The organism is uncultured Thalassolituus sp. (assembly GCF_950066645.1).
GTDB lineage: Bacteria > Pseudomonadota > Gammaproteobacteria > Pseudomonadales > Oceanobacteraceae > Thalassolituus.
Map to the genome: position 1 here is coordinate 220,197 of NZ_CATMFB010000002.1, position 23,577 is coordinate 243,773.

The 23,577-nt window shown below is 53.3% G+C and carries 16 protein-coding genes and 1 other RNA gene; 5 read left to right on the forward strand and 12 right to left on the reverse strand.

The genetic code is table 11. The features are described 5' to 3' along the window. Positions 1-28 precede the first annotated feature (28 nt). The 3 genes from Q1L85_RS02835 to Q1L85_RS02845 form a co-directional block, all read right to left on the reverse strand. A complete protein-coding gene (locus Q1L85_RS02835; protein ID WP_300426465.1) occupies positions 29-3,022 on the reverse strand; it encodes a TonB-dependent receptor in 2,994 nt (997 codons plus the stop codon). Between the two features lie 101 nt (positions 3,023-3,123). After that, positions 3,124-6,825 carry an FG-GAP-like repeat-containing protein gene (locus tag Q1L85_RS02840; protein WP_300426466.1) on the reverse strand — a complete coding sequence of 1,234 codons (3,702 nt, stop codon included), beginning with the start codon at positions 6,823-6,825 and terminating at the stop codon, positions 3,124-3,126. A gap of 194 nt (positions 6,826-7,019) precedes the next feature. Continuing rightward, complete coding sequence (locus Q1L85_RS02845; protein ID WP_300426467.1) at positions 7,020-8,066, reverse strand: DUF2333 family protein; 1,047 nt, start codon at positions 8,064-8,066, stop codon at positions 7,020-7,022. Between the two features lie 190 nt (positions 8,067-8,256). Here Q1L85_RS02845 and tsaA point away from each other — a divergent pair, with 190 nt between their 5' ends. Beyond that, positions 8,257-8,976: a tRNA (N6-threonylcarbamoyladenosine(37)-N6)-methyltransferase TrmO gene (gene tsaA, locus Q1L85_RS02850; RefSeq protein WP_300426469.1), complete on the forward strand. Its 720-nt coding sequence runs from the start codon at positions 8,257-8,259 to the stop codon at positions 8,974-8,976. Here tsaA and tmpT read toward each other — a convergent pair. Beyond that, positions 8,939-9,604 (reverse strand): thiopurine S-methyltransferase, encoded by a 666-nt coding sequence (gene tmpT / locus Q1L85_RS02855; RefSeq protein WP_300426470.1) that lies wholly within the window; start codon positions 9,602-9,604, stop codon positions 8,939-8,941. The two genes, tsaA and tmpT, sit on opposite strands and share 38 nt — an antisense overlap. Positions 9,605-9,757: 153 nt before the next feature. Further along, a complete protein-coding gene (locus tag Q1L85_RS02860; RefSeq protein WP_300426471.1) occupies positions 9,758-10,600 on the reverse strand; it encodes a metal-dependent hydrolase in 843 nt (280 codons plus the stop codon). A gap of 163 nt (positions 10,601-10,763) precedes the next feature. On the opposite strand from Q1L85_RS02860, the gene Q1L85_RS02865 reads away from it, so the two are divergent. Both Q1L85_RS02865 and Q1L85_RS02870 read left to right on the forward strand, forming a co-directional pair. Beyond that, entirely contained in the window at positions 10,764-11,789 is a 1,026-nt protein-coding gene (locus Q1L85_RS02865) for an AraC family transcriptional regulator (protein WP_300426472.1), read from the forward strand. A gap of 60 nt (positions 11,790-11,849) precedes the next feature. Next, positions 11,850-13,160 (forward strand): RsmB/NOP family class I SAM-dependent RNA methyltransferase, encoded by a 1,311-nt coding sequence (locus tag Q1L85_RS02870; RefSeq protein ID WP_300426474.1) that lies wholly within the window; start codon positions 11,850-11,852, stop codon positions 13,158-13,160. Between the two features lie 47 nt (positions 13,161-13,207). Here the strand turns inward: Q1L85_RS02870 and Q1L85_RS02875 are convergent, their stop codons facing one another. Beyond that, entirely contained in the window at positions 13,208-14,371 is a 1,164-nt protein-coding gene (locus Q1L85_RS02875; RefSeq protein WP_300426475.1) for a type III PLP-dependent enzyme, read from the reverse strand. Positions 14,372-14,611: 240 nt separating this feature from the next. Here Q1L85_RS02875 and Q1L85_RS02880 point away from each other — a divergent pair, with 240 nt between their 5' ends. Beyond that, positions 14,612-16,453, forward strand: a complete 1,842-nt coding sequence (locus tag Q1L85_RS02880; protein ID WP_300432210.1) for an ABC transporter ATP-binding protein — start codon at positions 14,612-14,614, stop codon at positions 16,451-16,453. 105 nt (positions 16,454-16,558) lie between these two features. Here the strand turns inward: Q1L85_RS02880 and Q1L85_RS02885 are convergent, their stop codons facing one another. Continuing rightward, positions 16,559-17,377 carry a crotonase/enoyl-CoA hydratase family protein gene (locus Q1L85_RS02885; protein ID WP_300426478.1) on the reverse strand — a complete coding sequence of 273 codons (819 nt, stop codon included), beginning with the start codon at positions 17,375-17,377 and terminating at the stop codon, positions 16,559-16,561. An 86-nt stretch (positions 17,378-17,463) separates the two neighbouring features. Continuing rightward, positions 17,464-18,453 (reverse strand): ferrochelatase, encoded by a 990-nt coding sequence (hemH, locus tag Q1L85_RS02890; protein ID WP_300426480.1) that lies wholly within the window; start codon positions 18,451-18,453, stop codon positions 17,464-17,466. A 183-nt stretch (positions 18,454-18,636) separates the two neighbouring features. Here hemH and Q1L85_RS02895 point away from each other — a divergent pair, with 183 nt between their 5' ends. Further along, complete coding sequence (locus Q1L85_RS02895; protein ID WP_300426482.1) at positions 18,637-19,350, forward strand: proteasome-type protease; 714 nt, start codon at positions 18,637-18,639, stop codon at positions 19,348-19,350. 8 nt (positions 19,351-19,358) lie between these two features. Here the strand turns inward: Q1L85_RS02895 and Q1L85_RS02900 are convergent, their stop codons facing one another. From Q1L85_RS02900 to Q1L85_RS02915, 4 genes are all read right to left on the reverse strand, one after another. Next, complete coding sequence (locus Q1L85_RS02900; RefSeq protein ID WP_300432213.1) at positions 19,359-21,038, reverse strand: DUF3592 domain-containing protein; 1,680 nt, start codon at positions 21,036-21,038, stop codon at positions 19,359-19,361. 51 nt (positions 21,039-21,089) lie between these two features. Then, positions 21,090-22,148, reverse strand: a complete 1,059-nt coding sequence (locus Q1L85_RS02905) for an alpha/beta fold hydrolase (RefSeq protein ID WP_300428239.1) — start codon at positions 22,146-22,148, stop codon at positions 21,090-21,092. A 192-nt stretch (positions 22,149-22,340) separates the two neighbouring features. Then, positions 22,341-22,693, reverse strand: an RNA gene (rnpB, locus tag Q1L85_RS02910) — RNase P RNA component class A. An 18-nt stretch (positions 22,694-22,711) separates the two neighbouring features. Continuing rightward, positions 22,712-23,572: a serine aminopeptidase domain-containing protein gene (locus Q1L85_RS02915; protein WP_300428238.1), complete on the reverse strand. Its 861-nt coding sequence runs from the start codon at positions 23,570-23,572 to the stop codon at positions 22,712-22,714. Positions 23,573-23,577 lie beyond the last annotated feature (5 nt).

Sequence of the window (23,577 nt, forward strand, 5' to 3'; positions counted from 1 at the left end):
CGGACTTTAAATCGTCATTTAACTTTCTTCAGAACACCAATGACAGTCCCAATGAAGCTTCTCTTCCCTTGTAGTAAGAGCGAAAGTTTTCGCCGTTTTGAACCAGGCTGACTTTCTCATCCATCAGGTTCTTGAGAGATATTTTCAGGCTCAAGTCAGGAACCAACTCTGCGGTGTAATTGAAATTTAACTCCCCCCTCGGCTCCTGGATAACATCTGGTGCGCCACTACCAGCCTGTGTTGCCGAATACAACATCTCTCCCTGGTAGTTATAAACTAACGTGTACTTCTGAGTACTGCTGTAATCGTCGAAGCCCACCTGAAGGTTAGCAAGGCTATCGGGTTGACCTTGCATTGAGCGCTTTCTGAAAGAAATATCTACTTCTGATTCAATAATCGAGAGATTTCCAGATACGAAGACCATGTGATCCAAGAGATCAAACTCAGAACGGAAGTCGATCTCTACTCCACTGATCGTTCCAGTATCTCCATTTTGATAAGAGTATACCTGCCCGCCTGTCAGCAGTGTTTTCTCAATAGGGTTGATAAAGTCTTTAGTGAAATAGGCAACACTTACACTCTCCGTTTCACTGAAATACCATTCCGCTCTGAGATCAATATTATCGACTTCAGCACTTTTCAAAGAAGGGAAGCCCCGGATGCTGTCTCCTGTATCCGGATCGATATATAGTGCGTAAGCCAGTTCTCGGAAATCAGGACGGTTCAGAGTCTGATACCACGCACCCCGAAGCTGAATTCCATCAGTAACAAATACTGTTAAACCAGCACTTGGAAAAGACGACGAATCGGAAAGCTCGGCGTTAATGGGATTATCTTTATTCTGTGCCGAAGATTCGTATGTTGTGACCGAAATATCAGATGTTTCATTTCGCAGGCCAGCATTAATCCGGAAAACGTCAAGCAACTCATACTCGAGACCACCATAAATAGCGGTCATATCCCAGTTCCCGGTATAGTCCGCCGATCCTGCTGTAAGATTGAGAAGGCCCAGTTCGTCGCTCTCGTTCATTTCCCGGATAATCTTATCGATATCGAAATCATTTATGTAATCACCCGCCAAACCGCTCGGTGCGTTATAGCCCAGGGTTGTACCATCAGCTTCCCGCTCACGACTAAAAGTTGAGAAACCATACGAAGCCGTTAGAAAGTTACCAGATGATTCAATCAAAGGAGTGTCAAAATCAAGACTGACATCAGTAACATTATCAGTCAGTTCATTATATTCCCGCTTAACTTCACTCCAATAGAGATAGTAATCATCCTGCCCATCGTCAAAGGCTGGAATTTCAAAAGCATAACTTCTACGATCCGGATTATCTAAAGTTGCCTCGGAAACACTGAACTGCCATGCCGCTGTAGTTTTCAATAATGAAGAAAAGTAGTGCTGACCTGTAAATTGCTGCATATAGAGCTGACGTTCTTGCCAGTTCATACTGGTTCGAACTCCAATTCTGTCCTGATCGCCACCCACCCCGTCTTTTACATTGGTATCCGCCTGAGTCTGTCGCAATATCAGTGTATTACTTGCAACCTCGTGATCCCCAGAAAGAATACCAACACTCAGACCCAATCCAAGGTTGATATCATTTGTAACCCGGGTTTCATCATATTCGTCATCAACAAACATATCGCCGTCTGCCGATTCCAGATTGGTAGCAGTCTCTCGCTCCTGCACCTGCCATTCATTAGAGAACTTAGCTGAAGCCAGATATCCAACGGCCGTTTCGCCGTTATCATAGAGAGTATCTCCTAAAGATATTTCTGCGGAGAGGTCGGGCTGGATTTTGTGTTCTTCGGTGTTCAGGTTTTCAGGAAGTGCCTTCACAAGCTCTTTATCGATTCCAGGATTAAGGAGAGTACTAGTACTGTTGAACTCTTTAGCGTCATTATTCAGTGCTCGATCGCCATTTGCCCCAAAGCCAAAATAGTCGCCACTTTCCTGCTGCATAAATTCCTGTTCAGTAAATGTCGCCCGATCGTTATAGCCTAGTGAGAGCGAAAGCTTTCCTTCGAACTCCAGGGGAAACTTCTTCGTGGACAAACGGACTGTACTACCCGTCGCGTCCGCGTACACATCAGGCGTAGTGGTTTTCTGAACATCGATTCCATCAATGACGCTTGATGGAAAAAGGTCAAGAGGAACGACTCGGCGAGAAGGATCAGGGCTTGGCAGAGAAGCTCCATTCAGAAGAATCGATGTATGACGTTCATTCAACCCGCGTGCAACAACATACTTACCATCCGCAATTGTAACTCCAGCGACCCGCTTTAATGCGGAAGCCGCATTTGAATCACCAAAGCGTGACATCTGTTCTGATCCGATCGAATCGAGAACTGCGCTGGAGTCCCGTTCCTGGCTCGTCGCGGAATCCGGATTGTAGCTGCCCACCGCGACTACTTCCTCGATCACGCCGCTGCCGGACATCCCAAGTTCTACACTGAGATCGACGGTCTTGCCCGCCATGGCATGAATATTCTTCATTTCTTTGCGATTGTAGCTCGGATGCGCAACGGTCACTGTGTAGGTACCGCGGGGCAGACTGAAACTGAAGCGCCCCTGATCATCAGTCATGGCTCCGGCCTCTGTTCCGGCCGCGGCAACCCGGGCACCGGACACGGCGCCACCGGTCTCTGAGGAAATCAGGCGGCCCGCAATCACACCATCGCCCTCGCCTGTCACGGTTTCAGCCACCGCTTCACCACCGAGGACTTCAACCAGTACATCCAGTGGAGCATCGCTGTCAGGAATCTGAATATCAGCTTCACCAATGTATGCACCAAACTGGGTAAACTCGGCAACGTACGCACCAGCCGGCAGGTCAAATGAGACAAAGCCTTCAGGAGAAATAATACTGCGCTGTCCCGCGACAGAGACTGACACACCGTCAGCGGCACCGCCGTCTTCGGTGATATAGAAAACCGTTTCTCCGGCCAGCACTGAGCTGCTCAGAACAGATGTAGATATCGCTGCAACTACCGACAGCAGACGAGTAGAAAACATATTTCCCCCAGGTTGAACGCGGGGGAAGAACTGCCCCCGCAAAATAAACGGAGGCAAAGTTACTACAGAAAAATGACAGAACTGTTACACCTCAGCAGAGGTCAGTCAGCCAGGGAGGGGTGACGCACAACAAGAAACTGATTCGGGTCAACATCATTCAGAGTAGTCGTCTGACCGTCCGGCCATTCGATTCTCACTTCATCGATATTACTGTGAGCAGCAAGTCCGAAGTGCAACTCAGGCGCGTTGTTGGAGATGTAGTTATTCTCGAAACGCATCTCGCGATACTGCGACAGTGAACCGGCCGTCACATACACTTTGGCTCCGTAGGCGTACTGATTGCCGCCGGTGCCACGGAGCCGGATGTTGAGGAAGTTGTCGGAAAAATCGAGCGTCCGGCGGAAGTGGTTCTCGTAATACGAGGGGGCTCCCGAGTGATTGAGAATAACAATATCGATATCACCATCCCGGTCAAAGTCGTTACAGGCAATACCCCGGCCCTCACCAGTGTCTGCAATGCCCCGCAAAAACGCCTGCTCAGTGAAACTACCGTCTTTATTATTCATAAACAGGCGTGCCGGTGTGCCGAAAAACTCGGTGTGCGCCTGAGAAGTTCTGGCGAGAATTTCAGCGCCCTCCAGCAGCACTTTGAGATCGGCAATCAGTGCGCTTTCAGACTCGTAAATGCCACCAAGAATAAAATTAACCCCTTCGAAATTTACGAAGTATCCATACAGATCGGTCAGCAGGCTGCTCGCGCTATTGTACTCGGCAATGGCCAGCTCCATCACTGACGTGAAGCCAATAGCCTGCAGAGCATTAAACAGTGGCGAGTTGAAACTGCTGTCTTCGTAGCCAAAACCGTTCACATGGAAGATATCCAACCAGCCATCGTTGTTGAAGTCTTTCATACAGACTCCCCAGCCCCAGCCGCCATCACGGACGCCCGCTGCGTCGGTAATATCTTCGAGCAGAATATCTGAGCCATCAATGCTGTTATTGCGGTACAGGCGGTTACCAGTGGCCCCCCAGTTACCCTCTGCGCGGGTCTCTTCACCCGACATAATTTCTGCGTCGTAGATATTGGTCACGAACCAGTCGAGGTCGCCGTCGTTATCAATATCGCCGATACCGGCGCCCATGGCATTCTCGTCGGTAATCACCGAAATATCAGTAACGTCATTAAACGTGCCATCGCCATTACCGGTGAAAATATGTGAGGTCAGGAAGTCTGACGCCACCAGCAGGTCCTGATGCCCGTCGCCATTCATATCGGCAAAGTTAGGGCTCAGGGTAAAGTCGCGTTCATTGAATGAGCCTTCGATACCTGTGCCATAGCGGGCGGAATAATAACCACGCCCGTCGTTGTACCAGAGGTGTGGTTCAACCAGGCTCTGACCTGCATCCCAGTTTGCGGTGAACATATCCAGATCACCATCACCATCAAGGTCTGCAAATGCCGCATTGTGTGTCTTACGGATGGAGCTGAAGCCGAAATCACTGACAACCAGAAACTGACCGCGACCATTATTCAGCCAGAGCGTGGCGTCCTTCAGCAACATATGGCCGTAGAAAATATCCGGCCAACCATCACCATTAACATCCGTCAGTGAGAAGGAGGCCGTATCGGCTGGTGATACAAGACCGTAGTTGTTGTCCGCCTGAGTGAACTCTCCATTTTCATTCAGGAATATGAGAATCCCGACACCCTCGCCACCATCGACAACCAGATCAAAATCACAGTCACCATCGATGTCACCCGACGCCACCGAGCCCGACATCAGCACCGATTCGAGGTAGAGCTTCTGGCTGTCAAAAATGGAATCGCCAATTTCCCGGTTGACCGGCAACGACTCTTTTTTGCGGAATCCGGTGATAACATCCGTTTCGACTGGCGAAGGCACGGAAGGCAATGCACATATTGCATCCGGATAAGGTGGAATATCACTCAGATCCGGGAATACGGCGTTACCTGTTTCTTCACCTTCGGGCTCAGTTACCGTAAATACTTCACTGTTATCAAAGTACGACAGAACGGGTTCTATCCGCATTCCGTCCGGGCTCGGTGTGCTGTAATCCGGCATCCAGGCACTCACACACGTCAGATCCTGCAGGCACTGCGAAGAGAGCGCGGTCAGGAATGCCTCATACTGATCCAACTGAGTCGCAGTGGCCTGCGGCATCGACAGTTTTTCGCTGTAGCCCGGAGCGTATTTCAGCGCCATGTAGGAATAATTGATGGAAGTGACCAGACTCGCCGATTCGGAGGTATCCACGCCAAGGCCAGCATATTGCTCAAGATTCTGCAGGCTGAAATCAAAATTACGTAATGACGTCACCGGGTTAAAGTGCCAGTTAATGGCTTCCCGCAGGGTGCCCAGTGAGCCCGCGTGCATATAAGGGAACGTCAGACCGACGTTCAGCAGGCTCGGCGTGCGGAACGAATGCCGGTCATACGTCGAACGGGTGATGTTGTAGCGCCCATAGTCCTGGCTGAAGCTGTTTTTACCACGACCAATCTGTGGCGTTGCCAGAGCGTAATAATTCTCGTCAGAGAAATGTGGTCCGGCGTGACACTGATAACAGCCACCCTGGTTTTCACTGAAGAAGAGAATCCCTCCCTCTACCGCCTCTGCTGACAGCGCGTCGGTATTTCCGTCAAGGTAGTCGAAGAAGCGGTTATCAATCGCAACCTGCGAGCGCTGATATTCCGCCAGCGCAAACGCGATATTGTCGTAAGAAAGAAGCGTCTCAAGCTCGCTGACATAGTCGTTAAAGCCCTCGCGGAACGCCATCTCCCAGCCACGCTCTGCAAGTTTTACAGAGATCAGTCTGCGGATCTCTTTACTCGTCTGACCTGCAGCAGCCGAGAAGCCGCGCATTTCGGCCACCGAAGTGACCGGAAACCGTGCCTGAGCTGTCGTCAGGTTGTTACCCGCGTTATGGTCAGGGCCGTTAGAAAAACTGTCTGGTGTGCGGATCAGGGCTCCTTCACCGTTGTCTGCTCCGGAATCGACCGGAAGATACAGGCTGTTCCCTTCACTGTATGCAACCGTCTCTACCCGGCCATCCCAGAACATTGCCTTATCATAGAAAGCAATATTGAAGGTTGTCGGGCTGTTGCGCGGCACATTCGGACCAAAATCGGCCTTTGGGTCAATGTAGTAGTTACCGTCATGACGACGACCAGGACCCACAATCAATGGATCGTGCGCTCCGACACCCACAGGAAGACTCAGGTTATCCGTACCCGCAAGACGTGGGTCATGGCAACTGACACAGGCCACGTCGTCTTCGAAGCTCAGTGAACGCGAGAAAAACAGCTCTTTACCGAGTTCAACAATCGGGTCACCCGGTTGGGGCAGGCTACGGTCACGCAGCTCTGATGGCGAGAAGCCCAGGTTGGTGACGAGAGTCAGCAACGCGGTATCGCGTTCGGTCGCCTGACGGCCGGGTTCTTCTGGTGTTGGCTCTTCAGGTTCTTCCGGAGTGGGTTCCTCCGGTTCTTCTGGAGTTGGCTCTTCAGGCTCTTCCGGAGTGGGTTCCTCAGGTTCTTCTGGGGTTGGCTCTTCAGGTTCTTCCGGAGTCGGCTCTTCAGGCACCTCAGGCACCTCAGGCACCTCCGGCACCTCAGGAATCTCGGGCTCTTCTGAGGTAGGCGACTCTTCGTCAGGCTCCGGCTCTACAGGAGTTTCCTGCACCGCTGGCGTGTCTGTCGTTGTGTCTTCATCAGTAGAAGCCTGCTCACCGCCACAGGCAGTCAGAACAAGTGTTGCTGTAATTATTATTATCCAGGTGTTCATCCGTACCATATCCCAGAGGAAATTCGGGCCTGTTACGCCACATACCTGAAAGTTTGCACAATCCCCCCATTAACGCCAGCCGGGAATATGTAAAGAAAGCGACTTTACCTAAAAAGTGCTGAAGAGGTCCGATACTTAGTGATTAATCCGGACAGGTGATAGGTGCCGCGAGGCCGCGGCACCTGAGAGAGGGATCAGCCCTGAGCGAGAAGCTCACGCAGATCAAGAATCGCAGCATTGGCGCGGGAGATGTAAGAACCCATCACCAGAGAGTGGTTGGCAAAAATACCGAAACCACTGCCGTTAAGAACAACCGGTGCCCAGAGCGGCTCCTGGGTACCTTCCAGTTCGCGGATGATCTGACGCAGGCCTACCAGAGCATTCTTCTTCTCCAGTACCTCACGGAAATCAACTTCAATGGCGCGCATCAGGTGCAGCAACGCCCAGGAGGTACCGCGGGCTTCGTAGAAAACGTCATCGACCTGAGACCATGGTGTTTTCACAATTTCTTCGTCTGGCGTTGTGGTTGAGTGCGGCGTGTTCATATCTTCATTGAGACGGCGCTGACCCACTGACGCACTCAGACGCTGAGACAGAGACCCGAGACGGGTTTCCACATCAAACAGCCACTGACGCAGGTTATCTGCACGGGCGTAAAACTGTGCCGTCTGCTCCTGAGAATCAGAAAGACGGGTCAGATAACTCTGCAACGCTTCAACGCCACGCTGATATTCATCTTCGGTAGCCGGCAGGAAGGTACTGTTGGCATCAAAGTGCAGCTGTGGTTCAGCAATCGCCAGGTCTTTGTCTTCGGTCGACTGGCTCTGAGAACGGCTGAAGTCTTTACGCAGTGCGCGGGAGAAATCGCGCACCTGTACCAGCACACCGAATTCCCAGTTAGGAATGTTATCAAGCCAGATACCAGGAGGAGTCACATCGTTGCTCAGATAGCCGCCGGGCTTATCCTGCAGGGTCTCTGTGACCTTCATCAGCGTCGCGGTCGTAGTGAAACCACGGACCTTTTTAACGCCCATTTCTTCAGCTTTGGCCGTCGCGTTCTGAACCACATCAAAATCTTCCGGTTCCTGCGAGAAGTACCAACCCAGGGCAATCAGTCCAACGACCACCAGCGCCAGAATAATGCCAGCAAAACGATAAGGGCCTTTCTGGCCTTTGCGGTCAGCCCACCAGTCCTGCATACGTTCCCTGGTGTCCTGTACCTGATCCTGTAAACCACTCATACGATAAGTTTCCTTAAATCACTGATAACTATCACAGGGGCAAGCCTAATCGGCCTTGCCCACTTCGGCAAGATCATACCCTATCCACAGGAGATAATCCGGGTTCCGCACGGCCATACCACAGGTGGGTCTCCCGTCAGTGCTGACAAAGCGGGTATACTCGGGCCACTTATGAACAATCTGGTGCCGGATGTCGTCTTACACAATTACCCCAGTGGCGTATGCCCGCTCTCCGTTCCGGGAGAAATTTGCGATTCCCAGGCAGCCAGGACTCGCACCGTCGGTCCGTACCCGAATTGAGCTTACCCCTCCCTTTGATGATCCCTGCGCGCTGGAAGGCCTGAACGACATCACGCATATCTGGCTGTTGTTTCTGTTCCATCAGGTCGGTAGCCGCAACGATTCCCTGAGGGTTCGTCCTCCAAGGCTTGGGGGCAACGAAAAGACAGGAGTATTTTCAACACGCAGCACGCATCGACCGAACGGTATCGGACAGTCGTTAGTTAAAGTAGAAAGTGTTGAAGGCAGCTGTCTCTGGGTCAGCGGCGCAGACCTGCTGGACGGCACCCCCATCATCGACATCAAGCCCTTTGTTCCGTACGCAGATATCCCGGTCAATGCCGGAAACCGGATGGCTCCCGCAGCGCCCGAATGGCTTGAGGTTATCTGGACAGAAGCCACAGAAACAGAGGCCCGGGAACAAGGTCAGCGCCTGCGCGAGAATGTCATGCAGATAGTGACAGAGTGCCTGCAGCAGGACCCCCGCCCCGCCTATCAGAAACATGATGAGAGCCGGGTTTATGGCGTCCGGCTCTGGGATCTTCAGGTACGCTGGCGCTATCCGACCCCTGACAGCATCCAGCTGGTCAGCATCAGCGAGGCGTCAGACGATACACTGCCTGACGCATAGAGGTCACACCGCGTTCACGAAAACGTGGCTCGTGATCAATCAACTCTCTGTCATCCAGCACGTCAGCGTGCATGAGTGAACCATAGTGAGCGATGACTTCGTCCTCTGGCACAGAAAACGGAGGACCCGACATCTGATTCTGATCATAGGCAAATGACACCAGCAGTTGCGGAGCATTGCGCGAGATATTCAACAGGTGCTGGCTGTAATCCACTCGCATCTGAGGTGGCAAAGCAACCAACGCAGCACGATCATATACGGCATCGACCGGACCGATATCACGCGCAGTCAACGCAAACCAGTCGCCGCAGATCAGCAGGATACCCGCAGCCCGGTAGAGGATCAGTCCATCGACTTCCTGCTTGTCTACGGCAAGGCCAAACTCCCCTTCGATGTCATAGGCCAGGGCATCCAAAGCCTTTTCGCTCAGCTCGGCACCCACCACCTGATAGCCTTCCTTCAGAAACCAGATGATGTCGACTGATTTTCCGCAAAGCGGCACTAGTACCCGGGTACCCAGATCAACCGGCATGGTATGCCAGTGGTTAACCAGCGCCGGATTGGGCTTGTCCAGATGAAACCCCGTCTCATCCTTCCCCCAACGCTCTTTCCAGAATTCTGTATCCATTGATGTAAGCCTTCTGTGTGCAAATTATTGCGTATAAACAAAAGACAGCGATTATGCCTCAAAGGGCGGCGGAGGGTCAGCTACCCGCGGGAAAGATACAAAAAAGCTCCCCGAAGGGAGCCAGTACACGCATGAAACACGGTCGTCTGCAGATCAGTTTACCTGCAGTTCAGCGATATCGGGGTAACGCTTCTCCCAGTCTTCAATCAGGTAATTCTGATCGATATCCCAGGGGTGAAAACCAGTTCGGAAAAACTTAGCCAGTCCCTTCATGTTATCGCGCAGTACGCCTTTTTTGCCCCAGAAAAATACAGCGGCTTCTTTCCACTCCCGCCAGGAAGGAAAATGACGCTGTGAGCGAAGCAACCAGACCTGATACATCGCAAGGCGGGAAAACAGACTGATCATGGCAAAAACCATAACGCGCTTGCGCATAAATTCATCATTCACGTGCTCGCGGTAAACATCAAACGCAACGGCTTTGTGTTCAATTTCTTCCACGGCATGCCAGAGCAACATTTTTCTGACCACTGGGGCTGCGCCATCAAGAATTTCAGGATTTTTCAGCAGAAATTCGGCCAACGATGCGGTGAAGTGCTCCATCGCTACCGTCATCGCCAGCTGACGCTCCCGGCTGAGAGATTTCAGAAAGGCGACCCGCTTGTGCAGGCGGCCAACAATGCGCTCCATCGGGAAGCCCATGTTCTCAATGGCCTTGTTGAGTGCTTCGTGAGACACACCGTGGTGAGCTTCCTGGCCGATAAACCCGCGGATCTGCTCTTTCAGAATGTCGTCTTTAATATCGTCCCGGTAATTACGCACAGAGTGAATAAAAAAACGTTCACCGTCAGGAAACAACGCCGACAGCGCGTAGAAAAAAGTACTGATCAGCGAATTGTTTTCAAAGGCAAATTTCTGCATCGGAGCAGAAGTATCAAAAGCCATACGACGGGGTTTGATTTCTACCGACTGGCTTTTATTTTTGATATCAGTCATACACGGTTCCTCTCTGTCTGGGCCGGGCAAAAAGCGATTGTCAGACAGGTGTCACACTTGGCAAGATCGCACATGTCTGATGTGAGATCACTATGACATACTAGGTTAAATTAACGAGGGTGCTAAGCTTTCACCCGATGGTTTAAAACTGGCAATGTGAGCTATGACAGCAAAAAGCGTTGGTGTGGGTGAATACCGGGTATCCTCCGATTACCTGATACTCCTGACAGAACTGGCATTTGAACGTGGTATCTCAACCGCGACTCTGCTGGAAGGCACTCACCTGCCTGAAACCTTTATCTTTCAGCCAAACATTCCCGTCGGGCATGAGTCTGCGCTGCGGATGATAGACAACTTCTGCGAACGCGCCGGCCTGGATGCGGCACTGGAGTACGGCAAGCGTATGACCCTGTCAAAGCACGGCGCACTGGGGTTTGCCGCCCAATACAGCGAAACAATGACAGACGCCGCCGCCAAGGTTGAACGCTATATCGCAACGCGGGCGCAGCTGTTTGAGCTCGAACGCGAACAGGACAGTAACAGCCGTCACCTCTATATCCGTACCCGGTTCCCGGACAGTCGTGCCGGATATTTTCTGGTACTGGCCTTTCTCTCCAGCGTCGAAAGCATCTGCCGGGCCCTGGTCAAAGAAGAGAACCGCGGTGCGCGCAGCATGTTGCAGATTCAGTTTGACGGTAATTTTTCTGGCCAGACCGTACTGCCAAACTGTTCTGTGTATGCGAACTCCCCGGTCAATTGCCTGACCTGGCCTCTGGATGCACTGGAAGGTATGCTGCCTTTCTTCAATCCGACGTTGTCGACACTGGCCGATCAGGAGCTGGAGCAAGCTCTGAACACCGTCAGTGAAACCAACACCCTGGCTGGGCGCGTACGCGAAATTCTGAACGAACATCTCTCTGAAATGCCAACCGTTGAGGATGTCGCCGGCATGCTGCACATGTCCGCAGCGACGCTGAACCGTAAGCTCAAAGCCGAACAACGGAGCTTCCAGCAGATTAAGGATGATCTGCGCTACAACAAGGCCCAGCGCCTGCTGCGGGATACGACCTTCTCTGTAGATCAGATTGCCGATCAGCTGGGATACAGCGACGCCAGTAACTTCGCCAAAGCCTTCAAAGCCTGGTCAGGCAACAGCCCCAGTCAGTACCGGCAACAGTCAGGTAACTGATACCCGCTGACAGCCGGCTCGGGTATACTGCGCGTTTTTGCACAGTCACCGGAGCCTGCCATGGCGGATAAACCCATGCTTATCAATTACAACCAGCTGAATACCCTATGGCTGCGCTGGCTCTCGCAACCCCCCCACATGGTGCTGGATCGCTGGCTGAAGCGCGAAGCTGCCGACTGGCGCAAACGCTATCGTGAATCCATGCCACTGGAACTCAGTCAGGCAATGCAGCATGGGGTGCGATTCGAGCAACTGGCCTGTGCTCTGGAACAGATACACCGCAGCGGCATCGAACAGGACTGGTCAGCCTGGGCTGACAACTGGCGTCCCGAACACTCCGAGGCGCTCGGGCGCAATAATTTCTGGTTCTGGATCCAGAGCCGCAGCCACTCCCGCTGGTATATACCTAAAGACTGGCAGGCGGGTAGCCGTCGTCAGACGACAGCTGACACCGAAGCCTGGGTCCGTGCACACCCTGACTCCCCTCTCGCTCTGATATGGCATGGTCTGTCACCCGACCTTGGTCCTCAACTGGCGCAGCGCAAAGCACTCAGTCAATGGTCAGATGGCGACCTGCAACGATTTATCAGCCTGCAGAGTACACGCCCTCCTCTGTGGCTGCGCGCGCGTCAAGGTGAAGATGCCGACGCGCTCCGGGAAGCGCTGAAGAACGAAGGTGTAGATATCAGCCTCAATCGCCATGGTCTCTGCGCGACTGGTGGTTTTGGCGTCACTCAGACCCCCGCTTACAAAGAAGGCCGGATTGAGATCCAGGACCTGGCCAGCCAGCAGATCGCTGCCGCGGTTGATGCCCGTAGCGGTGACAAGATCTGGGATGCCTGCGCTGGTGCCGGTGGCAAAACGCTGGCGTTGGCTGACCGTATGGGCAGTAAAGGGGTCGTGGTCGCTACCGACCTGCATCAGTTCAAGCTGGATGAACTGAAAAAACGCGCACGCCGGGCCGGGCAACTGAATATCCGGACCTTTCTCTGGAAAGGCGACGAGCCACTACGCCTGCCGCAGGAAGTTGCCCGCCAGAAAGGCTTCGACAAGGTTCTTATTGATGCCCCCTGCTCAGCCACAGGCACCTGGCGTCGCAATCCGGATGCACGCCTGCGCAATCCAGAACTGGCCTCGGCAGAGTTAACGGCCCTGCAGCAGCAACTTCTGTCTAACGCCTGTCAGGCAGTCAGGGACGGTGGACGCCTGATCTATGCGACCTGCAGCTGGTTAAGTGCAGAGAACGAAGAAGCTGTGTCTGCCTTTCTGGAACAGCACCCGGAATTCAGCCTGATCAGCCAGACACTGCTGGGCGCACCAGAAACAGACTCTGACACTATGTTCGTTGCTGTGATGGAGAAACAGGGCTGACCGCCCTGTTCTGATGAAATAAAAAAGGGCCCGCAGGCCCTTTTTTATCAGATGCAGATGGTTTTCAGCGGAGGAAAGCCGTTGAATTCAATCGCACTGTAAGTCGTGGTGTACGCACCGGTAGAGAACCAGTAGAGACGGTCACCCTGAGACAGATTCAGAGGCAGCTCATACTTGTACTGTTCATACAGGATGTCCGCAGAATCACAGGTCGGACCCGCAATCACAACTTCTTCACACTCGCCTTTCTTGTCGACGTACAGCGGATACTTGATCGCTTCGTCCATGGTTTCGATAAAACCACCGAACTTACCGATGTCGGTATAGACCCAGCGATGCAGACCGGTACGGTTTTTACGGCTGACCAGCACCACTTCACTCACCAGGATCCCTGCATTCGCCGCCAGAGAACGACCCGGCTCAAGAATGATCTCAGGAATATCATCACCGAAATCTTCACGCAGGAAACGGGTAATTTCTTCCGCGTAAGTTTCCAGTGGATTGGTACGGCTGATGTAGTTCGCCGGGAAACCACCACCCAGGTTGATCATCTTCAGGTTAATGCCGTCTTCTTCTTTCAGACGCTCAAAAATACCTTTAACCTTCGCAATCGCCGAATCCCACGCGCCGATATCGCGCTGCTGAGAGCCCACATGGAACGAAATGCCATAGGGCTCAAGGCCCAGGTCACGCGCCATGATGCACAGGTCCAGTGCCATATCGACATGACAGCCGAATTTACGGGACAGCGGCCAGTCAGCTGTCTGAGAGCCTTCGGTCAGAATACGGACAAACACGCGTGCACCCGGTGCTGCTTTTGCGATATTGCGCAGGTCAGCTTCTGAGTCCGTCGCGAACAGGTTCACCCCTTTCTCGAAAAAGTAGCGGATGTCCTTAGGCTTTTTAATGGTGTTGCCGTAACTGAAACGGCTACCAGGTACGCCCAGTTCCATCACCTTATCCAGCTCATACCGCGAAGCTACGTCGAAGTTACAACCACGATCACGCAGAATTTCCAGAACTTCAGGGCAAGGGTTTGCCTTCACTGCATAGTAGGTCTTCGCATACGGAAAGGATGCGATCAGATGATCCAACTGATCAGTAAAAGTTTTGGTATCCACAACCAGCAGTGGAGTGTCGTGTTGATCCGCTGCCGCTTTAATGCGGGCAAAGGTCTCAGCGTCGTAGTAGTCTTCTGGTTGAGTCAGCATCAGGCTCGCTACCTCCTTAATCTATTGGTAGAGCTCATTGAAAGTGGCGCAAAGATAGGCCGAATTTCATTTCAGTACAGTGATATTAATTTACCGTTACGATCACAAAAAGTGATTAACCAGAGATTGTTGTCTTTCTGGAACTCAATCTCCCGGTAAATCGCCGCCGCAACGACTTACAATGACAGGATAAGTCGGCTAAGGTTCGGTCACATCCTACCCCATAAGCACGCCGACCTCATGTTAAAGTTCTTCGAAAAACTGATCCGCCCTTTTCCAGCAGAGCATCCTCAGCAACCACCCGGGTCTCTTTACGCGTTCTGCCGTCACTACACCCGTGGGCTAGAAGGCTCACTGCTGGCGATGTCGTGCCTGACAGCTCTGTTGGCCATTCTCGAAGTCATGCTGTTCGGTTTTATGGGAGATCTCGTCGACTGGCTTTCCGCCAGCAACCCGGACACTTTCCTGCAGCAGGAAGGCACCAGACTGCTGGTGATGTCAGCAATTGTGCTGATCGCACTTCCGGTGGTGGTGTTTCTCCATGCTGCCTTCGTGCACCAGACCCTGCTGGGGAACTATCCGATGCGCATCCGCTGGCTGGCGCACCGCTACCTGCTGAAGCAGAGCCTGTCGTTCTACCAGAATGACTTTGCCGGACGTCTGGCCACCAAGGTGATGCAGACTGCGCTGGCGGTGCGTGAAACCGTCATGAAGCTGCTCGATGTTCTGGTCTATATCCTGGTGTACTTCACTTCGGCACTGGTGATTATCGCCACTCAGGACATACGCCTGATGCTGCCGATGCTGGTCTGGCTGGGGCTTTATATCCTGGTACAGATCTACTTCGTCCCCCGCCTTAAGCAGGTAGCGACAGAACAGGCCGATGCGCGCAGCCTGATGACCGGGCGTATCGTGGACAGCTATACCAACATCCAGACGGTTAAGCTCTTCTCTCACACCGAGCGTGAAACGAGCTATGCACGAGAGAGCATGGATGGTTTTCTGGACACCGTCTATCGACAGATGCGCCTAGCGACTGGCCTGAATTTCAGCGTTAACCTGATCAACTACCTGCTGGCGTTTACGATGGCAGCAGTCGCTATTGCCCTCTGGATGGAAGGCGCAGTCACGGTTGGCGCTATCGCTATTGCCGTCAGTCTGGCCCTGCGTATCAATGGCATGGCGCAGTGGATCATGTGGGAGGTCGGCGCCCTGTTTGAAAACATAGGGACCGTTGCCGATGGTATGAATACGCTCTCAACCCCTCAGGCCATCAAAGACGCAGAGGCTGCTCCCGCCCTTACAGCGGATCAGGGGAGCATCGAGCTGGAAAAAGTCACCTTCTCATACGAAGGCGCAGACAATGAGCGTCACACTGTTTTTGATGAGCTGAACCTGAATATCCGTGCCGGTGAGAAAATCGGTCTGGTAGGACGCTCAGGCGCAGGAAAATCTACCCTGGTGAACCTGTTACTGCGCTTTTACGACATCGACAGCGGCGAGATACGCATCGACGGTCAGAATATCCGCACAGTGACACAGGAAAGCCTGCGCCAGCAGATCGGCATGGTCACGCAGGATACGTCACTGCTGCACCGGAGCGTCCGCGACAATATTGCGTACGGTCACCCGGATGCCACCGACGACGAAGTGATCGCGGCAGCACGAAAAGCGGAGGCTCATGACTTTATTCAGGGGTTACATGATCCGGAAGGTAACCGGGGCTACGATGCTCAGGTCGGGGAACGCGGAGTCAAACTTTCCGGGGGGCAGCGCCAGCGGATTGCCATCGCCCGGGTACTGCTGAAAGACGCCCCGATTCTGATTCTGGATGAAGCAACGTCTGCACTCGACTCGGAAGTCGAAGCCGCTATTCAGGCGAGCCTGTATAAATTGATGGAAAACAAAACGGTGATTGCGATCGCCCACCGCCTGTCCACGATTGCCGCGATGGACCGCCTGATCGTTCTCGACGAAGGCAAAATCATCGAACAGGGAACGCATCAGGAGTTGCTGGAGCAGAAAGGAGTGTATGCTCAGTTGTGGGCACATCAGACAGGCGGCTTTATCGGGGAAGAGTAATAAAACCTTAATAATTTTAAGGTTTTATAGCGCCGCCCCGGAAGCGCGATGGCCTGATGATGAGGCGTTCAGAGCAGGACGCTCTGATCCGCTCCGGGGAACCAGTCAGCGGAAGCTGCTGCGATCAGCGAAAGGTTTGGGCTCCGTTCCTTTTGGTGCCAGACCGTTTTTCATCGCAATACGCTGATTCTTTCTGCCCAGCAGACGGGCCTGAACCCAACGTTCCCAACGAAGTGCTTTCCAGGTGTCTGCTTTCCAGCTTTTCTTGAACAGATACTTAGTCGCCGCAATTGCGTCAGGAGACTTGGTCGCAATGTCGCGCGCCAGTGCTTCTGCCTCGGCAAGAGGGTCGTCCGCCAGACGGGAAATCAGGCCGTATTCATAGCCTTCCTGCGCACTGAACTGACGGGCTGTCATCGTCAGCTCCTGAGCAATATCGACACGGGTCAGGCGTGACAGTGTCACCATGCCACTCATGTCAGGAATCAGACCCCACTTCATTTCCATGATGCAGAGGTTAGCGTCGGCGCGGGCAATACGGTAGTCAGACGCCAGAGCAATCTGCATCCCGCCGCCAAAGCAGTTACCGTGAATCGCGCAGATAACCGGCACTGGCAGATCGCGCCAGCAGTGAGCTATTTCCTGTGCCAGGTTCTGTTTGGTCCACGGCCACTTCAGAAACACCCGAGGGATCATTTTCGGGTTTTTACTGACCGCTTTGAAATCGAGACCAGCGCAGAAAGAGTCGCCATTACCAGACAGGATGACCGCTCTTACACTGCGGTTACGACGCAGGGTTCTGGCGGTTTTCACCATCTGCTCAAACATCGCCATATCCAGGCCGTTGAGTTTTTCTGGCCGGTTCAGGCGGACCCAGGCAATGTTGTCACGGATCTCACAGGTAATTCGCTGCTGTTCACTCATAGTGCTCTTCCTGATGGTTGCGCCCGCATCTTTGCATAAAGACCAGGCCCCTGCCATGACCATAACTGACGAATAAGCTACTCCGGTTAACTCCAGCCCTGTGCATTTTCACGCACCAGGGAGACCATCATATTGATATGGTCAGCGCTGTCGTTCAGGCACGGGATATAGTGGTATTCCTTGCCACCTGCCTCCATAAATACTTCCCGGTTCTCGACTTCCAGCTCTTCCAGTGTCTCCAGACAGTCGGCAGCAAATGCCGGACTGATCACATCGACACGCCCGACTCCGGCTTTCCCCCACTCCTCCAGCGTATGGTCGGTGTAGGGTTTGACCCACTCTTCGCGGCCAAAGCGCGACTGAAAGCTGCAGATCCATTCGTCGTCCGCCAGCTCCAGTGCCTGCGCGACGGCTGCAGCGGTTGCACGGCACTGGGATGGATACGGATCGCCTTTGGTTTCGTAACGTTTGGGGATACCGTGAAAAGACATCATCAGGCGGTCTGGCCTGCCGTGCTCATCCCAGTAACGACGAACAGAATCTGCAAGCGCACCAATGTACTGCGGATGCTGGTGATAATCGGTAATCCAGCGACTGGCCGGCACGTGAGGACACGGTGCCAGTGCCCGGGCATAGCGGTCATGCACGGCCGCGGTGGTTGATGAAGAATTCTGGGGATAGAGCGGCAGGACAACCAGGCGTTCTGCGCCTGCCTGGCGCAGTTCCCGGCCAGCGTCTTCCATCGAAGGACGGCCATAGGTCATTGCCAGAGCGACAGGAATATCACAGCCATATTCTTCGGCGAGCGCGGCTTTAAGCGCCCGCTGCTGCGCCCGGGAAATACTCATCAATGGTGAGCCTTCCTCCGTCCAGATACTGGCATATGCCTTTGCCACCCGTGGCGGACGGATACGCAGAATGACGCCATTCAGCACCGGCCACCAGAGCCATTTTGGAACATCAACCACACGACGGTCACTGAGAAACTCTTTCAGGTAAGCGCGGACTGCCGCAGAGGTTGGAGCTTCAGGGGTTCCCAGATTTACCAGCAGGACCCCAAAGGGAGGCTTATTCATAGTCGACCATAGCTTGTATCACTTTTGTCTAAGTTTAGCGAAACCCGACCGGGCGGTCATCTGTCTGCCGCGCCACCGCGAAAATTTTTTAGCCGGGATATCTTAATTTTCATATGGCTGGTATAAAATCGCCTAGAATCTGATCAACATCAGCCCTGCCTGTTATCACGCCCGGATACTCCCATGACTTACTGTGTCGCACTGAAACTGAAAGAAGGTGTTGTGCTTTGTTCTGACTCGCGTACCAACGCGGGTGTAGACCATATTGCCAGCTTCCGGAAGCTGCACGTTTTCGAGATTCCCGGCGACCGGGTTGTGTTCCTGCAGAGCGCTGGCAACCTTGCCAGTACCCAAAGTGTGATCAATCTGTTGCAGCACGCCATACTCCATGAAGAACGCCACGTACTGAATGTCAGCTCAATGTTCGAAGTCGCGGAGCTTATCGGCAGAATGATACGCCAGGTCATTAACCGCGATCAGGGTCAGAATCAGGGCGTCGATTTCAGCTGTAATATTCTGGTCAGCGGACAGATAAAAGGTGAAGAACATCGCCTGTTCCATGTGTACCCGCAAGGCAACTTTATCGAAGCAACCGAAGACACGCCCTATTTCCAGATAGGCGAGAGCAAATACGGCAAACCAATTCTGGATCGTATCGTTGATTACAACACCGGACTGAGCCGTGGCATGCAGTGTGCGCTGATTTCCATGGACTCTACCCTGCGCAGTAATCTGTCGGTAGGTATGCCGCTGGACACCATTATTTATCCGGCTGACTCCCTGAGCGACCCGGGTATCCGTCGCCTGGACGACACAAACGAATCACTGATGAAACTGCGCCTGGCGTGGTCAGAAGGTATCCGCGACCTGTTTAATGGTCTTCCCGAGTATTTCTGATGCCAGCCTCACAGCAGCTCATCTGTCACCATAAGCCCACGCAGCTGATCGGTCAGATGCTCTGCTGAATCGCGTTCGCGGATCTGTTCTGCGATGCGCACCTTTTTTCCACCACTGTGCACTTCAATATGAAAATATTCAGTGGTGGTATTTCCCGTTGTCACACTGCCACTGTCAGTCATTCTGATCTCGTCCGGGCTGTGTACGCGTATATTCCGGCGCCATAGTTGCCTGCCCATCCAGTAGCGCGTCGTGGTTATCCTGTCGCCGTGAATCCGTGCTTCGAGCGAGCGCCCCAGAGCAAAGATACCCATCAGGAAAATCGGCGTACCGATCAACGTGAACACGCTTCCCATCAGATAGAGCATAGCGCCTTCTTCGGCGGCAATAGAAAACAGGAAAATACCGGCTCCGGCAAAGATAAAACCCATCAGCAGAAACATCAGATTCATCCCGGTATTGCGGCCCGCTGCACTGTGAATAAGATATCCATCAGCATCCCTGCTCAGTCCCAGCTGCTGCGCCAGTGACGCATTTGCCATATCTGCCTGCTCCCGGGCGACAACCCCAGCGTGTTCTGCACTCACCGCTATATCAGACGTCCGCTCACCGGCAACGACCGGCAATACAAAGTGCCGGGTCAGAGCGACTGGCGTGTCTGGCCCCGTCAGGATAATCCTCCAGAACACCGCGGTCCGACCTTTCCGGTAACTCGCTGGCTGAGATGCATCCGGCTGAAATACAAAGCGCAGCCTGGTTGTTTCTGCGTCTTCTGTAACTTCGGGAACGGTTGAGCGTTGCCACAACACACTTTCACTACGCGTGCTGTTTTTACCGCTGCTGCGGGTTTCTCTGACACACTGCAGAACGACTTTCCATGACGACTCTAATCCCGCCCTGGCAATCGTAATTTCGCCACCAATATCCCCCTGCAACTGACCGGGAAACGGATTCATCCGTAAAGGCGTTTTCCCGTAGTAGTTCCAGTTTTTCCAGGAGCGACGGGCAGCATAAGCAAGTGCTACTGCCACCAGTGGAAACACCAGAACCATAAGAATGGCATGATTTCCCGACCGTATTTCCGCAGGAATACTGAACACGGCGGGCGAAGAGATCAGAAAAAACATCATCGCCATAAAACCGAAAATCCAGTGCTGATATTGCTGACCAGAATACACAACCGGACCTTCGGCTTTGGCAGACGCGCGCCACGTTAATGCAATCACTCCCACGCCCACGCCTCCGAACACCAGCACAAAAATCATCCCAAAGCCTATTTTTGACCAGCGCAGGTCGCGGATTAAGATACTCTCAGACGGAGAAGAAGGATTTACCCAGGCAGTGAGTTCGCCCCGGGCTGCAGCGACGGAAATGGCCGCCGACGTTGCCTGATGCCAGTTACCGATATTATCAGCACTGGTGTCATAACTGATCTGTGACCCTGAATAGCTACGCCCCTGATAACGGTAAGAATAACTGCCAGTGAGCGACATAGTGGTTGTCTCTCCGGAGTGATATTTCACGTCAATATCATTCAGCTGGGCAGGCACTTCGTCCCAGAAGCCAGTCATCAGATGTAAACGCAGGGTTTCCAGAGGGCCAGCGACCATAAAGATCAACGCGGGAATAAGAAAAAAACTTCCGAATATTGTCCCTGTGATCCGCCCCTTCCTTGTGCTGCCGGACATATCGACTCCTCAAAGTATTGTACTCAGAGTCTAACAAGCAGCGGCCGGTCTTCAAGCCCGGGGGGATATCAGTGTCAGAATAGCCTGCGCAATTTCATCGCCTTTATATTCCTCGATAAAATGCCCGACGCCGGGAAAGCGGTAAGTAGCACGCTTCATTTCTGGCATCGCATTGTGCCACTGATCAATCACTTCATCTTTTCCACAGGGGTCCCACTGACCAAAAAAACCTGCAGCAGGAATATCACGCCAGATCTTCGGCAGCTTTTCCTGCATCTGGCGATAAAACTCACGATTGCTCTGTTTACCGTAGACCGGATCACGATAGCTGTAGCCGTAGCCCCAGCGGGATGTCTGCATCACATTACGCATGGAGCTGCGCGCGTTGCGGACACTCCGTAACGACTGAGACCAGACATACTCAGGGGTGTTTCTGGGTAAGCGTCGCAGCAGATGAAGTGCGGTGTAACGCATTGCGCGACTGATCAACGAGAGAATGCTCTGAGGTTCACCATTGGTCACGGCAGTAGCCGCAATCCCACCCCAGGCAAACGCAGGATAGATACGGGGATACAGGCTCCAGGGCAGCACAGGATTGGGGTAATTCTGGTAGGTAAAGCCGCTGCGGGGCATAGGAAAGATGGTCGAGTTCAGCACCACCAGATTACGCAGGCGATACGGATCTTCGATAAAAGCACCGATGCCGATAGGACCACCCCAGTCGTGCACCACAAGCGTGACATTGATCAGATCAAGATGCCGGATCAACTGAATCAGATTGTCAGCGTGATGCATATCCACCATTTCAAAATCTGCCTGATCTGACAGACCGAAGCCGATATGGTCCATCGCAATCAGCCGCATAGACTGGTTACTGTCTATCAGAGCATCACGGATATGGCGGTAGGTGTACGAGGTTTCGGGATTTCCGTGAACAAAAACGATCGTGGCATCAGGCTCCTCATCACCCACAATATGATCCGAGTAAAACATTACCTTACCCGCATCTTTCCCTCCTGGAATCGTAAACCAGCGGTCACTGCCCGCAGGATAATAGTCGGGGGGAACAAGTGTCAGAGGTGAGTCAGTCGGTGGAGCGGATAGCGTCATGATGGCCTTCACTTTTTTCTTATATTTGTTCAAAAGGCATACAACCATCCTATGCCCGACGATACGCGCCGCACAGGTCAATAGCGGCCATTAATGTCCCGTATTGCCATTTCTTTTGGCGCGATAGTCCTGAGCCATATGTTTCAGACAAAGAAAAACCCCCGCCTGCGACAACAGACGGGGGTTCTGAATAAGTGGAGTCAGCCGATAAGCCGGGTTCTGTCTGAGACAGTCATTCGTCTAGGCCTGCAATCGCTCGCAGGCTCAAGCAACCTACCCGTTCCCAACGCGGGCCGCGCCATAGGGAACCTATTTGGTCTTGCTTCGGGTGGAGTTTACCGTGCCACGAACTGTTACCAGTCGCGCGGTGCGCTCTTACCGCACCCTTTCACCCTTACCTGATCCGCAAAGCGGCCATCGGCGGTTTGCTCTCTGCTGCACTTGTCGTGGGCTCGCGCCCCCCAGGCGTTACCTGGCACCCTGCCCTGTGAAGCCCGGACTTTCCTCCCCCTGCAGATGCAGGCAGCGACTGTCTGGCCGACTCCGGGGCGCGATTCTACACATTAAGCGCCCTTCTGTCGCGCCAGTAATGGCGTGAAGTATTTTTCCCACAACGACCGGTAACGGGCTTTATGCCAGCCGATATGACCGATCCGACGCTCGCCGATATCCTCCGGACGGATCACAGTGCGCTCGACCTGGCTGCCGGTAAAAAACGCGTGCAGACGCGAAATATTGTTCAGTGACATCATCTCATCATCACTGAATGCCAGCGATCGCACCGGCAGGCGGACGGCAGCAAAGCGTTGCTTCAGCCAATCTCCCTCTGCGCCAACGCAATAGTCATTGCGCAGACACCAGCGGCGCCACTGCATAATCACTCCTTTCGGCATATCACACATAATGCCAATGCGGTTCCCAGGCCAGTACCCCATCACAGGCACGATGACCGGCACTAATACATACCAGAGCAGCCAGGCAATACGTTTGGTCGGTGCTGAGTTGTACCACCAGGTGCCTGTTCCGGCTGCCACTGTTATCGCGTGATCAATCTGTTCGGTGGACGGCATCATCCCCAACATATGTCCGCCAACGCTGTGGCCTATCCAGGTCCGCTCCAGGTCAGGAAAGGTCTGAGTGACATAGTTCAGTACCGCTGGGCAGTCATGCTCGGCCCAGCTGAGTTTATCGCTGCGGGAGTGACGCACATGCCCATCTACCGACAACCCCATGCCATCGTAGTCAAACGTCAGGGCGTGATAGCCCTGCTCCGTCAGCCAATGGGCGAAATCATCGTACAGATACTGAGCAACCCCAGTTGCCGGCGCAATAATACAGATCCCCAGCGGGGACTGTTCTGTACGGAACAGACGCGCGGTCACGCTGTGTCCTGCCGTTGTCGGCAGACTTACTTTTTCAGACATGGAGA